Consider the following 14,816-nt stretch of genomic DNA (forward strand, 5'->3'; position numbering starts at 1 on the left):
GGTGTTTCTCCGTGAAGTGCCGAACGGACGGGAGAAACAACAAGGCCCCGTCCATTGCTGGCGGGGCCTTGGGTTCACTGCGCTGGGTTTATCTCAGCCAGCCACCCCACGACCCGCCGGAAGCGGTCGTGGTGGTACGGGTGAGGTTCAGCGCAGGAAAATTCATGGGGCTGATCATGCTGTCGCGGCGTCGGGCTTGTCAACGCCATCGTCCACCGTCAGAAACGCCCGCGTCGCATCAAGAATCTCATCAGACAGGGCATCGCCACGAGTCGCGCGGGCCAGGGTCAAGGCGCCGACCATCAGCGAATAATCCACCAGCGCCCGTTGCCGATTGGCGTCGGGCTGATCCGCGCCCATCAGTGGCGTGAGCATTTGCAGTAAGGCTTCCAGGCCCTGGGTGTAGGTCTGGTGCAAACCGCTTTCAGCCGTTTCGTGGCACATGTCGCCGGCAAACGCGGTCACTGGGCAGCTTTCCCCCGGATTGTCGCGATTGGCCACTGACAGGTACGGCGCGATGATGCTTTCGCGGGCCGAGAGTGGGTCGCTGCTGTCGTCGATTCTCTGCTTCCAGCGCTCCAGCGATTGGCTGAACGCGCGGCTGCAGGCTTCTTGCGCCAAGGCTTCCTTGGACTCGAAGTGTCCGTAGAACCCACCGTGGGTCAGGCCGGCGGCGCCCATCACGTCGACGACGCTGATCCCATGCAGGCCGCGCTCACGAAACAGCCGTGTGGCGGCCTCGACGATGATTTCGCGGTTGAGTTCGGCTTGTTTGCGGGAGACTCGGGGCATGGGTTGCTCACATTCTTTAAACGTATCGATGACCGGCATCTTAGGCAACTGCCGGCGCCGTGTCTCCCTGACGAGGTGACGAGTTAGATCGCTTAGCCAGCAAATTGACCGATGCCATTGCCGAACGACCAGTTCTCGCGCTTGACCTCCACCAGATTGATAAACACATCTTCCAGGCGTACGCCCAGTTCAGTATTCAGGCTCTCGGCGATGGTCTTGTAGAGCAGTTTTTTCAGCTCGGTGGTGCGGCCTTCCATCAGGGTGATCTGGATAATCACCAAGCCGTCGGTGCGGTTGATGCCCATGAAGGTCGGGTCGTAGATGAAGTGGTTTTCATCGTGTTCGGCGAGGATCTGGAAGTTGTCGTTCTCGGGAACGTTGATGGTGCTGTGCATGGCCGCGTAGATCAGTTGGCCGACACGCTTGGCGAAGGTCGGGTCCTGGTGTTTTTTGATGTCGATGCGAACGAGTGGCATGGGAGGGCTCCGCGAGTGAAGCTGCCGGTCAGCAGGTGAGATCGAAAATACATGACGGATGTCTTTTATTAAATAGATTTTTCAAGACATCTATTAAATCCGACACAAGGACAGCAACAATCCAATGTGGGAGCGGGCTTGCTCGCGAAGACGGTGTGTCAGTCGACATCATTGTTAACTGATCCACCGCCTTCGCGAGCAAGCCCGCTCCCACGGGTCTTAAGTCGCTGCCACAGCGGCCTCGCGGGGCTTTTGGCATCTGATCCGCATAACCGCTCCTCAGCTAAGTCTTTGCTTCTGCTCATTAATCCCGGAGAATCGCGCCCCTGTTTCGGCCAGGGCGCTGCCTGTCGGGTTTTTCCGACTCGTCCTGACCGGGTAGCAACTGACCGGAATGCGGAGATCCCACCGGATGAATGATCAGGCCAATAGCGTCGACGAACGCTATGTAGCGGCGAAACCAGTAGTTATTGAAGGCTGGAATCGCCAGGACACCACCTGGATGCTGGGCCTGTTTGGCACGGCAATCGGGGCCGGTACTTTGTTTCTGCCGATCAACGCGGGCCTGGGCGGTTTCTGGCCGCTGCTGGTGCTGGCGGTGTTGGCGTTCCCGATGACGTTCTATGCCCACCGTGGCCTGACCCGTTTCGTGTTGTCCGGTCGCGAAGGCGCGGACATCACTGAAGTGGTCGAAGAACACTTCGGCATCAAGGCCGGTGCGCTGATCACCTTGCTGTACTTCTTCGCGATCTTCCCGATCCTGCTGATCTACAGCGTGGCGCTGACCAACACGGTCGGTAGCTTCCTCGAACACCAACTGCACATCATGCCGCCGCCACGGGCGATTCTGTCGTTCGTGCTGATCCTCGGCCTGCTCGCGGTGGTGCGTTGCGGCGAGCAGGTTATCGTCAAGGCCATGAGCCTGATGGTCTATCCGTTCATCGTGGCGCTGCTGTTTCTGGCGGTGTTCCTGATTCCACACTGGAACGGCGGCATCCTCAGCACCGCGTCCACGCTGCCTGAACCGTCGGCGCTGCTGCACACGTTGTGGCTGGCGATTCCGGTGATGGTGTTCTCGTTCAACCATTCGCCGATCATCTCGGCGTTTGCGGTGGACCAGAAGCGTCGCTATGGCGAACACGCTGAAGAGCGCAGCTCGCAGATCCTGTCCCGCGCCCACGCCTTGATGGTGGTGATGGTGCTGTTCTTCGTGTTTAGTTGCGTGCTGACCCTGTCCCCGGCGCAACTGGCCGAAGCCAAGGCGCAGAACCTGTCGATCCTGTCGTACCTGGCCAACCACTTCAGCAACCCGACCATCGCCTTCGCCGCGCCGTTGATTGCTTTCGTGGCGATTTCCAAGTCGTTCCTGGGCCACTACATCGGCGCCAGCGAAGGCTTGAAAGGCCTGATCGTGAAGAGCGGCAAGCGTCCTTCGCCCAAAGCCCTGGACCGCATGACCGCTGCGTTCATGCTGGTGGTGTGCTGGATCGTCGCGACCCTGAACCCGAGCATCCTCGGCATGATCGAAACCCTCGGTGGCCCGGTTATCGCGGCGATCCTGTTCCTGATGCCGATGTACGCGATCCGCAAAGTGCCGGCCATGGCGCGCTATCGCGGCCAGGCGTCGAACGTGTTCGTGACGGCGGTGGGCCTGGTGGCGATTTCGGCGTTGATCTATTCGCTGACAGCCTGATAGTCCTACTGAGACTGTTAGTTCGCTATCGCGAGCAAGCTCGCTCCCACAGGTTATATGCGGTCCCTGTGGGAGCGAGCTTGCTCGCGATTGGGGCGACTCGGTCTTCAAGAAAAAACGCTGCTCATCTCACGATGGCCGGCGTTTTTTATAGCGTACGCCATGACCCAGAGCACACGCCGCCCCCGATAAACGGCTAACCTAGAGCCTTCATTGACGCGTCTTCGACGGCCTGTCGATTTTCTCTGGAGACGCTTCATGGCTCGTGCGCTGTCCCTTGCCGATAATCCCAACCGTTGGCGAGACCTGTTGGCCGGGCTGTCGATTGCCGGTTTGCTGTTGCCGGAGGCGGTGGCCTATTCGAGCATCGCCGCCGTGCCGCCGCAGGCCGGGGTGATTGCGCTGTTTGCCGGTTTGCTGTGCTACGGACTGCTCGGCACCAGCCGCTTTGCCATCGTTTCCGCGACTTCGTCTTCGGCGGCAGTTCTCGCAGCCGCCACCGCGACGTTGGCCAATGGCGATGCCGGCCTGCGCACGACCCTGGCCATCGGCCTGGTGCTGGTCACCGGCGGATTTTTCCTGCTGGCCGGGCTGTTCAAACTCGGCAGCGTCACGTCCTTTATCGCCAAACCGGTACTGCGTGGTTTTGCCTTGGGTCTGGCGGCGACCATCATCCTCAAGCAGGTTGCGAGCATCGTTGACGTACACCTGAGCAACGGCAACCTGATCCGTTTCGTCCCGCAACTGCTGGAACAGTGGCCGCAGTGGAACCGCGTCGGCTTGTTGGTCGCGGCGGTGGCGCTGCTGGTGTTGTGGGTGTGCGCGCGGTTTCGGCGGGTGCCGGGCGGGTTGCTGGTGGTGGCGCTCGGCATTGCCGCCGGTCAGTGGCTGAACCTGCCGGCTTACGGGGTAGACCTGATCGGCGTGATCGACCTGCGCCTGGAAGTGCCCCGGCTGCCGGTGTTGCCGTTTGCCGACTGGTTGCGCCTCGGGGAGCTGGCGATTGCCATGGTGATGATTCTCTACGCCGAATCCTACGGCTCGATCAGCTCGTTCGCGCTCAAACATGGCGACCGGGTCTACTCGAACCGCGACTTGCTGGCCCTCGGTGCGGCGAATCTGTTGTCCGGCCTGTTCCATGGCATGCCGGCGGGCGCCGGTTACTCCGCGACTTCGGCGAATGAGGCGGCGGGTGCCGGTTCACGGCTGGCGGGCATAGTCGCGGCAGCGGTGGTGTTGCTGATCGTCCTGACGGTGTTGCCTTACATCGCCCTGACGCCTGAACCGGTGCTGGCCGCCATCGTCATTCATGCCTTGGCGCGAGGCTTGAGCTTGCAGCCATTGGGCCGTTATTTCATCTGGCGTCGCGACCGCGTGCTGGTGATCTGCGCGGTGGCGGCGGTGCTGGTGTTGGGTGTGCTGGACGGGTTGCTGGTGGCGGTGGCGATCAGCGTGGTGCTGATGCTGAAACAGATGTCGTCGGCAGATATTCAAGTGCTGGGGCAAATGGGCGGCGGACATGATTATGTGGATGTGCAACGCCATCCTGATGCCGTGCAGATCCCTGGCGTGCTGATCGTGAGGCCCAGTGAGGCGCTGTTTTTTGCCAATGTGGAGCGCATTTTGGGCGGCGCGCTAAGACTGGCCCGGCATGCGTCGCCACCGGTGCACACGATCATACTCAGCCTGGAAGAGTCGCCCGATCTGGACGGCACCAGCATCGAAGCGCTGGAAGCATTCTTTTTGCAGGTGCGGGCGGAGGACAAGTTGTTGATCCTGGCGCGGCTTAAGCATGAGGCCAAGGCGGTGCTGGCGTTGTTGCCGGCGCAGGAGCTGGAGCAGGTGATACTTAGCGGCTTGAGTGTCGATGGTGCGGTCCAACAAGCCCTCAAGCCATCCACATAACCGCCTCCTGTGGGAGCGAGCCTGCTCGCGAAAGCGATATAACATTCAATACCAGTGCTGACTGCCACACCGCTTTCGCGAGCAGGCTCGCTCCCACAGAGGCCAACGCAAATTGTGTGGGCATAAAAAAACGCCGCTCCATCTCACGATGGGCGGCGTTTTTTATTGCGTTGCAGCGTTAGGCTTGAACGACCGGAATGTTGGCGTTCGCAGCAGCTTCACGGAACTCGGCAATCTGGTCGAAGGACAGGTAGCGGTAAACATCAGCCGCCATGCTGTCGATCTTGCCAGCGTATTCCATGTACTCCTCGACGGTCGGCAGGCGACCCAGGATGGAAGCAACGGACGCCAACTCAGCCGAAGCCAGGTAAACGTTCGCGCCGTCACCCAGACGGTTCGGGAAGTTACGGGTCGAAGTCGACACAACAGTCGAATTCGGCTCTACACGTGCCTGGTTACCCATGCACAGCGAGCAGCCCGGCATTTCCATGCGTGCGCCGGCCTTGCCGTAGATGCCGTAGTAGCCTTCTTCGGTCAGTTGGTGAGCGTCCATTTTGGTCGGCGGCGACAGCCACAGACGGGTTGGCAGCTGACCCTTGACCTGATCCAGCAACTTACCGGCAGCGCGGAAGTGACCGATGTTGGTCATGCACGAACCGATGAACACTTCGTCGATCTTCTCGCCAGCAACGCTGGACAGCAGACGGGCGTCGTCCGGATCGTTTGGCGCGCAGAGCACAGGCTCTTTGATGTCGGCCAGGTCGATCTCGATGATTTCAGCGTATTCGGCGTCAGCATCGGCAACCATCAGCTCAGGGTTGGCAACCCAGGCTTCCATCGCTTGAGCGCGACGTTCCAGAGTACGTGCATCGCCGTAGCCTTCGCCGATCATCCAGCGCAGCAGGGTGATGTTGGAGTTCAAGTACTCGGTGATCGACTCTTTAGACAGCTTGATGGTGCAACCGGCAGCCGAACGTTCAGCCGAAGCGTCGGACAGCTCGAAAGCTTGTTCGATGCTCAGGTTGTCCAGGCCTTCGATTTCCAGGATGCGGCCGGAGAAAGCGTTCTTCTTGCCTTTCTTCTCGACGGTCAGCAGGCCAGCCTGGATCGCGAAGTAAGGAATGGCGTGAACCAGGTCGCGCAGGGTAACGCCCGGTTGCATCTTGCCTTTGAAGCGCACCAGGATCGATTCCGGCATGTCCAGCGGCATAACGCCGGTGGCAGCAGCAAACGCAACCAGACCGGAACCGGCCGGGAACGAAATGCCCATCGGGAAACGGGTGTGGGAGTCACCACCGGTACCGACGGTGTCCGGCAGCAGCATGCGGTTCAGCCAGCTGTGGATGATGCCGTCGCCCGGACGCAGGGAAACGCCGCCGCGGGTCATGATGAAGTCTGGCAGGGTGTGGTGGGTGGTCACGTCGATCGGCTTAGGGTAAGCCGCGGTGTGGCAGAAGGACTGCATTACCAGATCGGTCGAGAAGCCCAGGCACGCCAGGTCTTTCAGTTCGTCACGGGTCATAGGACCGGTGGTGTCCTGGGAACCGACGGTGGTCATCTTCGGTTCGCAGTAGGTGCCAGGACGAACGCCTTTGCCTTCTGGCAAGCCGCACGCCTTGCCGACCATTTTCTGTGCCAGGGTGTAGCCCTTGCCGGTGTCGACAGGTGCTTCAGGCAGTTTGAACAGATCGGTAGGGCCCAGGCCCAGTTCGGCACGCGCCTTGTCGGTCAGACCGCGACCGATGATCAGCGGGATACGGCCGCCGGCACGAACTTCGTCCAACAGCACCGGAGTCTTCATTTCGAAGGTGGTCAGGACTTCATCGGTTCCGTGTTTGCAGACTTTGCCAGCATGCGGGTACAGGTCGATCACGTCGCCCATGTTCATGTTGGTTACGTCGAATTCGATTGGCAGTGCGCCGGCATCTTCCATGGTGTTGTAGAAGATTGGAGCGATCTTGCTGCCGAAGCAGAAACCGCCAGCGCGCTTGTTCGGCACGTAAGGAACGTCGTCGCCGAAGAACCACAGTACCGAGTTGGTGGCCGATTTACGCGACGAACCAGTACCGACCACGTCACCGACGTAGGCGATCGGGAAGCCTTGACCGCGCATTTCTTCGATCTGCTTCATCGGGCCGGTAACGCCTTGGGCGTCAGGCACGATGCCTTCACGGGCCATTTTCAGCATGGCGAGGGCGTGCAGCGGGATGTCCGGGCGGGACCAGGCGTCCGGGGCAGGGGACAGGTCGTCGGTGTTGGTTTCGCCGGTGACCTTGAACACACGCAGGCTGATCTTGTCGGCCAGGGTCGGACGGTTGCGGAACCACTCGCCGTCAGCCCAGGACTGGATCACGCCTTTGGCGTGTTCGTTGCCATTGCGGGCTTTTTCCGCGACGTCATGGAACGCATCGAACATCAGCAGGGTGTGCTTGAGTTGAGCGGCAGCGACTGGAGCCAGTTCGGCGCTGTCGAGCAGGTCAACCAGGGTCACGATGTTGTAGCCGCCCTGCATGGTGCCGAGCAGTTCAACAGCGCGCTTCTTGTCGATCAGAGGGGAAGTTGCTTCGCCTTTGGCCAGGGCAGACAGGAAACCGGCCTTTACATAGGCTGCTTCGTCCACGCCAGGTGGAATGCGATTGGTGATCAGGTCAACGAGGAAAGCTTCTTCGCCAGCCGGGGGATTCTTCAGCAGCTCGACCAGGCCTGCAGTTTGTTCGGCGTTAAGCGGCTGGGGAACGATACCCAGTGCTGCGCGCTCTTCGATATGTTTGCGGTAGGCTTCAAGCACAGTTATTACCCTCATCAGTGGTCCCAAATGGGTGTCCGGGACGCTCATCCCGAAATTGCCGTACTCATGCGCTGCGTGGCGTTGTGGGCCACTTAGCCAGAATTACCGACAATTCCTTACAGAAGCTGCTTTCAAAGTTTTACGCCTGCAGAACGGGGAGCTGATGAGGGTTGGCGTAGAGCTTTTCCCCGCTGGAAAAACCCTTCGCCAACACCGCTCTGAAGGAACGACTGTGCTCGTGACGCTTTGAAAACAGCTTCTAACGGACATTGGCGCCTTAAAAGGCTGGCTGATTCTACGGCAAAAAAAATATAAACGTAAGTTAGCCCCTCAAGATTGAGGGGTGATCAATGTTAGACAAAGGGCTAACATGCCGACCTGTTCTGCTTTCCCGTGTTTTGCCTACCTATGCCCAATCAGACCATCAAGACCCCCTGCGTCGGCCTCTGCTCCACCGTTTACGGTGACCTGGTGTGCCGTGGCTGCAAGCGTTTCCACCACGAAGTGATCAACTGGAACGGTTACAACGAGGAAGAAAAACGCGCGGTGTGGTTGCGTCTGGAGCAACTGCTGTCCCAGGTGATGGCCAGTAAACTGGAAGTTTTCGACTCGCAGCGCCTGCGTTTGCAGCTCGAACAGCGAAAAATCCGCTTTGTGCCGCATCAGTCGGAATATTGCTGGGCCTATCAGTTGATCGCCCGTGGCGCGCGGGTCATCAATAATCTGGAGGCTTACGGGATGGTGCTGATGCCGGAGTTCCGCGACTGGAACCTGCCGGAATTGCGCGATGCGATTGATCGGGAGTTTTTCCTGCTGTCGGAAGCGCATTACCAGCGATATATCGCTCCGGGCTTTTTAAAGGACGCCTTCGGCGCCTAAAAGCTTCGCGAGCAAGCCCGCTCCCACAGGGGATTTGTGAACGCTACAGATCCAATGTGGGAGCGGGCTTGCTCGCGAAGGCGCCCGACCAGACGCTACAAATCTCAATGCCGCGTCACAACCTCCTCAAGATGATCCATGATCTCATCCGGCTTGAGCACCAGCACATCGCTCTCCACCGCATCCAGCACCACTTCCGCCGTATTCCCGATCAACGCCCCGGACAACCCGGACCGCGCCACCGTGCCGATCACGATCACCGCTGCCTGCAGCTTGTGCACCATGAACGGAATCAACACATCCGCCGGGCCTTCCTCGATATGCAGGTGGTTGTCATCAATGTCGAATTCGGCCTGGAACGCCTTGCACTGCTCGCGATAGCGCGCCTGGATGGTTTCGCTGAGCTGGAAGGTCGGGTCGGCTGACGAGAGCATCGGCGACGGATGCGCACTGATCACGTGCAACTGCGCCTTGGCCAGGCTGGCGATGTCGTACCCATGATCGACAATGCAGGCATGCAGCGTGCGGTGTTCGCCGTCGGTGTTGCCGACGTCGATGGCCGCCAGAATGACTCCGCCGGTCCAGGGTTTCGAGGTTTTCACCAGCAATACCGGCGTCGGGCAGTAACGCAGCAGTTTCCAGTCGGCCGGGGTCAGTAGGGCCTTTTTCAGCGGGCTGTCGGGGAAGTGTTGCTTGATCACCAGCCCGCAACCCTCGGCTTGCTGCACATCGACGATGGTTTCGTGCAGGCTTTCGTTCCAGGCCTGCTCGGTGGTGACGCTGTAGCCGTCCTCCACCAGCGCGGCCTTGAGCACGCCCAGCATCGCGCTGTGATCATGCTTGCGATCACACACCAGCAAGTGCAGATGGGCCTGGGTCACGCCCGCGATCAGCTTGGCCCGCTTGAGCGCCAGGCTTTCCGAGTGTTCGGGTTCGATGACCACCAGAATGCTGCGTATGGCTTGCATGATCGGGATCTCCTGAAGATGAAAAACACTGCGTTGGACAACTATAGTTGCTGCCCGGCAACACGGGACTTGATGCATATCAATGGCGGCGACTGGTGGTCTGCCGACAAGCCCGTATAATCGGCGCCCTTCGTTTTGAACCTTTTATCCGTGAGCCCCATGATCCTTCCCGAAATTCACGAGTTCCTCGGCTGCCGCACCCCTGACGGCTGGGTCCAGGCCGCGCTGGCCGATCAGGAAACCTTGCTGATCGACCACAAGAACTGCGAATTCAAGGCCGCCAGCACGGCGTTGAGCCTGATCGCCAAGTATCACTCGCATGTCGATCTGATCAACCTGATGTCGCGCCTGGCCCGGGAAGAACTGGTGCACCACGAACAGGTCATGCGCCTGATGAAAAAGCGCAAGATCGAACTGCGCCAGCTCTCCGCCGGGCGTTACGCCTCGGGCCTGCGCAAAGTCGTGCGCAGCCACGAACCGGTGAAACTGGTGGACACCCTGGTGGTCGGCGCCTTCATCGAAGCTCGCAGTTGTGAGCGTTTCGAGGCGCTGGTGCCGCACCTGGATGAAGAATTGGGCAAGTTCTACTTTGGCCTGCTGAAAAGCGAGGCCCGGCATTTCCAGGGTTACCTGAAACTGGCCTACCAGTACGGCGACGCCAAGGACATCGCCCAGGTCATCGACCGGGTGCGCGCCGCCGAGCAGGAATTGATTGAGTCGCCGGACGTGGAATTCCGCTTCCACAGCGGTATCCCAACTGCCGCATAAATCTTACAAACTGTTAAAAACTCTTAAGAGTATGAAACATCACCCAAAACCGGCCGCCATGGCCGGTTTTTGCTGCCTGCCGTCACCGTCCCGCCATCGATTGCCGCCATAATGCCGCCCACTTCAAACAAGGGTTGGCAGACGGTCGTTATGGATAACCTGGGTTTTGGCAAAGTTTTGCTGGTGGAAGATGACGAGAAGCTCGCCGGGCTGATCGCGCATTTCCTGTCCCAACATGGCTACGAGGTCCGGGCGGTGCACCGTGGGGACCTGGCGTTGGCCGCGTTCCTGGAATTCAAACCGAAAATCGTCGTGCTCGACCTGATGTTGCCGGGCCAGAGCGGCTTGCACGTGTGCCGCGAGATTCGCAGTGTGTCCGACACGCCCATCGTCATCCTCACCGCCAAGGAAGACGACCTCGACCACATCCTCGGCCTGGAATCCGGCGCCGACGACTACGTGATCAAACCGATCAAACCGCCGGTGCTGCTGGCCCGTCTGCGCGCCTTGCAACGTCGGCAAGTGCCGGAAACTGCCGTGTGCAGCGCCCTGGAGTTCGGCCATCTGAGCATCGACCGCAGCTGCCGCGAAGTGCGCCTGGCCGGCGAGGGCATCGAGCTGACCACCATGGAATTCGAGCTGCTGTGGCTGCTGGCCAGCGCCGCCGGAAAGATTTTGTCCCGGGATGACATCCTCAACCGCATGCGCGGCATCGCTTTCGATGGCCTCAACCGCAGCGTCGACGTCTACATCAGCAAACTGCGCGCCAAGCTCCGGGACAATCCTCGGGAGCCGGTGTGCATCAAGACCGTCTGGGGCAAGGGTTACCTGTTCAATCCGTTCGCGTGGGAGCTTTAGATGCTGCGGTTATTTCTTGGGTTGTACCTGATGCTGGCCGTGGGGCTGGTGTTGGCGTTGCAAACCGTCGAGCACACCTTTAACGCACTGCTCGATAACCAGATGCAGGCGTATAACCGCGAGGCCGTGCGCGGGCAGGCGTATTCGCTGGTAGAGCAGATTCGCGGTCTGGAAGGGCCGGGGCGCGAGCAACAACTGGACGCGTTGCGCCCGCATTACGGCTTGGGTCTGACGCTGGTCAATGCTGACGATCTGGCCCTGGATGATCAGGAAAAAGCCTTGTTGGCCGAAGGCCTGCTGGTGATTCGGGAGAAGTACACGCAGTTCATTTCTTCGATTGATGGCGGTCCGCAGCTGCTCAGCATCAAGTTGCCGGCGGAGCCGAGCCTGATGCCGTTCTACATCACGGCGGCCTACCTGATGCTGGCAGTGCTGATCGGCATCGTGTTGTTCTTCTGGGTACGCCCACACTGGCGGGATCTGGAAAAACTGCGCCTGGCCGCCGAACGCTTTGGCGATAACGATCTGTCGTCGCGGATCCAGCTGTCCAAGCGCTCGAACATTCGCGATTTGTCCGAACACTTCAACCTGATGGCCGCGCGCATCGAAGGCCTGATTGCCAATCAGCGCGAGCTGACCAATGCGGTATCCCATGAGTTGCGCACGCCGATTGCGCGGTTGTCATTTGAGCTCGATCAGCTCAAGCAACAACCGGATCCAGCGCAGAACCGCGAACTGATCGCCGACATGTACGCCGACCTTGGCGAGCTGGAAGAAATGGTCTCGGAGTTACTGACCTACGCCAGCCTGGAGCGCGGCGCCACGGTGATCACCCGGGAGAATATCCAGGCCAGCAGTTGGCTCGACAGCGTAGTCGGCAGCGTGGCGCTGGAGGCGGAAGCGGCGGGGGTGCAACTGCTGATTGTCGAGTGTCAGATTGACGAAGTGCGGATCGAACCGCGTTTCATGGCGCGGGCGGTGATCAACCTGCTGCGCAATGCCATTCGTTATGCCGCCGGGCGGGTCGAAGTGTCCTTGGTGCGCAGTGGCGATCAGTACGAAGTGCAGGTCAATGATGATGGGCCGGGCGTGCCGGTGGATGGGCGGGAGAAGATTTTCGAACCGTTCTCGCGGCTGGATGCCAGTCGGGATCGGCGTACCGGTGGTTTTGGATTGGGATTGGCGTTGGTGCGACGGGTGTCGCAATCCCATGGCGGGCAGGTGGAAGTGGCGGATTCGCCGTGGGGTGGGGCGTCGTTTCGGATGACCTGGGCGCATTTGGATTAGGGTCGTTCTTGAGGACGCCTTCGCGGGCAAGCCTCGCTCCTACAGGTTATCGATGTATTCATGATCGATACATGACCTGTAGGAGCGAGGCTTGCCCGCGAAGAGGCCGTCAGCCTCACCAAAGCTGTCGGACCGACCTTAGAAATCCCACTTCGTGGTCAACGTCAAATTCCGCGGCTCGCCATAGAACGTGGTGTCGAAGTTACCCAACCCGGTCAAATAACGCTTGTCGAACACGTTGTTGGCATTGGCCGTGAAGCTCAAATGCTCGTTGTACTGATAGCGAGTCATCAGGTCCACGAGGGTGTAGCCGCCCTGTTTGATCTGGGTGTAGTCACCGACGGTCGGGCTGTAGATCTTGCCATAGAAGGCGCTCTGCCAACTGATGCCGCCACCGACGGTCACCTTGTCCAGCGCGCCGGGCAGGCGATAGGTGGTGAAGGTGCGCACCACGTGCTCCGGTTTGCTGGTGGACAGCGGGAAGCCGAAGATCCGTTGCTCGTCGGCATCGCGGGTGCGGGCGTAGGTGTAGCCGGCCGACAGGTTCCAGCCGTCCGCCAGTTCGCCGGCCAGTTCCAGCTCGATACCTTGGGTCTTGGTGCCATCGACCGCTTTGTAGATGCCTTCGTTGGTGATCGGGTTAGTGCCGATCGACTCCGCGACGCCGTCCTGCTCGATGCGGAACAGGGCCAGGCTGGCATTCAGTTTGCCGTCGAAATAAGCCGCTTTCAGACCGGTTTCATAGGCGTCGCCCTCGATCGGGGCCAGGGTCGTGCCGTTAATGTCCTTGTAGGTTTGTGGCTGGTAGATCGAGGTATAGCTGGCGTACACCGAGTACACATCGTTCAGGTCATAGATCACCCCGGCGTAAGGCGTGACCACGCCGTGTTCCTTGTAGCTGGCGTGGGTGTCGTCCAGCCCGGCGCCAGGGTTGTAGCCGTAATCTTCGTTGTACTTGAAGGTGCTCAAGCGGCTGCCGAGGATCACCGACAAATCGTCGGTCGGGCGCAGGCGCGTGGCCAGGTACACGCCGTTCTGGCTCTGGGTGCGCTCGTATTTGCCGTTCTTCGGGAATTCCTGTTTCGGCAGATGGCCGTTCCAGTCGTAAATACTGCCCGGCACCAGTTCGAAGGCGCTGGTGTCGTAGGTCGAACCGGTCTGGCGCGAGTGGGACGTCATGACCCCGGCCACCAGTTCATGCTCGCGGCCACCCAGGCTGAACGGCCCGGAGACGTTCACGTCAGCGGTGTTCTGCACGCGATGACCTTCCCAGCGACCCCAGTACAGGAACATGCCTTCGCCGGTGGCGCGATCCGGGTTGCCGCCGCTGGCTGAGGCCAGTTGAGTGTCGTGGTCGGTGGTTTTCTGATCGACGCTGACCTTGAGTTTCCAGTCATTCACCAGGGCCTGCTCCAGCGAGGCGAAATAGGTGGTTTCGTCGAAATCGCGACGGCTCCAGTCGGCGGCCGGGTTGAAGTGACGCGGGAAGTCAGTGCGCCCGCCATCGGAGAAATACGTCGGGTTGCCGGTCCAGGAACTGCCGCGCGGGGTCGCACTGGATTTGTCGATGCCGAAGGTCAGCAGGGTATCGGGCGTCAGGTCGGCTTCGAGAATCCCGTAATACAGGTCTTTCTTCTGGCTGTAGTGATCCTGATAGGAGTTCTTGTCCGAGTACGAACCGACAAAACGCCCGCGCACGCTGCCGGAATCATTCAGCGAACCGGAAATATCGCCAACGCTGCGATAGGCATCCCACGAACCCACGGTGCCGCTGATCGAAGCCTTGAATTCTTTGGTCGGCTTTTTGCGGATCAGGTTGACGGTGGCGGACGGATCGCCCGAACCGGTCATCAGGCCGGTCGCGCCCTTGATCACTTCGATGCGGTCGAGGCTGGCTGAGTCGTCGCTGTTGTTGGGGTTTTCGCCATACACACCGTCGTAAGGCTGGTTCACGCCGTCGTACTGGAAGTTGGTGATGGCAAAGCCACGGGCGGAAAATTCGGTACGGTCGCTGTCGTATTTTTGCGTCGAGATGCCGGGGGTATTGCGCAACGCATCGCCGACGCTCTGCACACCGCGATCGTCCATTTGCTGACGGGTGATCACGGTGACCGATTGCGGGGTTTCCCGCAGCGACAACGGCAGACCGGTGGCCGAAGACGTCTGGCCGGTGGTGTAGGAATGCGTGTCTTCGGTGGTCGCGCCTAAACCCTGGGCGGAGATGTTGGTGGCGTCCAGTTGCAATGCATCGCCTTTCGAGGTGCCGGTTTCAGCGGCATGGGCGGCGGAGGCAAGGCTCAACAGGGCGGCCGGAAGGGCCAGTGCCAAGGGGCACAAGGCAAAACGAAAACGCGCGGCGAGGTGGTGCGGCATGGCGGTCCCTTTGTATCAATCGGTCGGTA

The 14,816-nt window shown here is 60.1% G+C and carries 11 protein-coding genes; 6 read left to right on the top strand and 5 right to left on the bottom strand.

Annotated features, from left to right (window positions below; all coding sequences use genetic code 11):
* Positions 1 to 174 precede the first annotated feature (174 nt).
* The gene (locus LOY68_RS13135; protein WP_265045019.1) at positions 175 to 792 is read right to left on the bottom strand and encodes a TetR/AcrR family transcriptional regulator; all 618 of its coding nucleotides are present in this window, start codon (positions 790 to 792) and stop codon (positions 175 to 177) included.
* A gap of 92 nt (positions 793 to 884) precedes the next feature.
* On the bottom strand, positions 885 to 1,268 hold the full coding sequence (locus tag LOY68_RS13140; RefSeq protein WP_054047456.1) for a tautomerase family protein: 384 nt from the start codon (positions 1,266 to 1,268) through the stop codon (positions 885 to 887).
* A gap of 412 nt (positions 1,269 to 1,680) precedes the next feature.
* Between LOY68_RS13140 and LOY68_RS13145 the strand changes: the two genes are divergently transcribed.
* Together LOY68_RS13145 and LOY68_RS13150 are read left to right on the top strand one after the other, a co-directional pair.
* Positions 1,681 to 2,961: an HAAAP family serine/threonine permease gene (locus LOY68_RS13145; RefSeq protein WP_163909726.1), complete on the top strand. Its 1,281-nt coding sequence runs from the start codon at positions 1,681 to 1,683 to the stop codon at positions 2,959 to 2,961.
* A 258-nt stretch (positions 2,962 to 3,219) separates the two neighbouring features.
* Positions 3,220 to 4,866, top strand: a complete 1,647-nt coding sequence (locus tag LOY68_RS13150; RefSeq protein ID WP_265045022.1) for a SulP family inorganic anion transporter — start codon at positions 3,220 to 3,222, stop codon at positions 4,864 to 4,866.
* Between the two features lie 178 nt (positions 4,867 to 5,044).
* Here the strand turns inward: LOY68_RS13150 and acnB are convergent, their stop codons facing one another.
* Complete coding sequence (gene acnB / locus LOY68_RS13155) at positions 5,045 to 7,654, bottom strand: bifunctional aconitate hydratase 2/2-methylisocitrate dehydratase (RefSeq protein WP_054047462.1); 2,610 nt, start codon at positions 7,652 to 7,654, stop codon at positions 5,045 to 5,047.
* A gap of 408 nt (positions 7,655 to 8,062) precedes the next feature.
* Here acnB and LOY68_RS13160 point away from each other — a divergent pair, with 408 nt between their 5' ends.
* On the top strand, positions 8,063 to 8,533 hold the full coding sequence (locus LOY68_RS13160) for a DUF1289 domain-containing protein (RefSeq protein ID WP_265045023.1): 471 nt from the start codon (positions 8,063 to 8,065) through the stop codon (positions 8,531 to 8,533).
* A 104-nt stretch (positions 8,534 to 8,637) separates the two neighbouring features.
* On the opposite strand, the gene LOY68_RS13165 is transcribed toward LOY68_RS13160, so the two are convergent.
* The gene (locus LOY68_RS13165; RefSeq protein ID WP_054047464.1) at positions 8,638 to 9,501 is read right to left on the bottom strand and encodes a universal stress protein; all 864 of its coding nucleotides are present in this window, start codon (positions 9,499 to 9,501) and stop codon (positions 8,638 to 8,640) included.
* Positions 9,502 to 9,660: 159 nt separating this feature from the next.
* Here LOY68_RS13165 and LOY68_RS13170 point away from each other — a divergent pair, with 159 nt between their 5' ends.
* The 3 genes from LOY68_RS13170 (at position 9,661) to LOY68_RS13180 (ending at position 12,414) form a co-directional block, all read left to right on the top strand.
* Positions 9,661 to 10,269, top strand: coding sequence for a tRNA-(ms[2]io[6]A)-hydroxylase (locus LOY68_RS13170; protein ID WP_054047466.1), 609 nt, complete (start codon positions 9,661 to 9,663; stop codon positions 10,267 to 10,269).
* A gap of 150 nt (positions 10,270 to 10,419) precedes the next feature.
* Positions 10,420 to 11,127 (top strand): winged helix-turn-helix domain-containing protein, encoded by a 708-nt coding sequence (locus LOY68_RS13175; protein WP_054047704.1) that lies wholly within the window; start codon positions 10,420 to 10,422, stop codon positions 11,125 to 11,127.
* Positions 11,128 to 12,414, top strand: a complete 1,287-nt coding sequence (locus LOY68_RS13180; RefSeq protein WP_054047468.1) for an ATP-binding protein — start codon at positions 11,128 to 11,130, stop codon at positions 12,412 to 12,414.
* A 138-nt stretch (positions 12,415 to 12,552) separates the two neighbouring features.
* Here LOY68_RS13180 and LOY68_RS13185 read toward each other — a convergent pair whose 3' ends face one another.
* Entirely contained in the window at positions 12,553 to 14,787 is a 2,235-nt protein-coding gene (locus LOY68_RS13185) for a TonB-dependent siderophore receptor (RefSeq protein ID WP_265045027.1), read from the bottom strand.
* Between the last annotated feature and the right edge of the window lie 29 nt (positions 14,788 to 14,816).

Origin of the sequence: Pseudomonas sp. B21-053 (genome assembly GCF_026016365.1) — a bacterium.
In the GTDB taxonomy this organism is placed as follows: Bacteria; Pseudomonadota; Gammaproteobacteria; order Pseudomonadales; family Pseudomonadaceae; genus Aquipseudomonas; species Aquipseudomonas nunensis.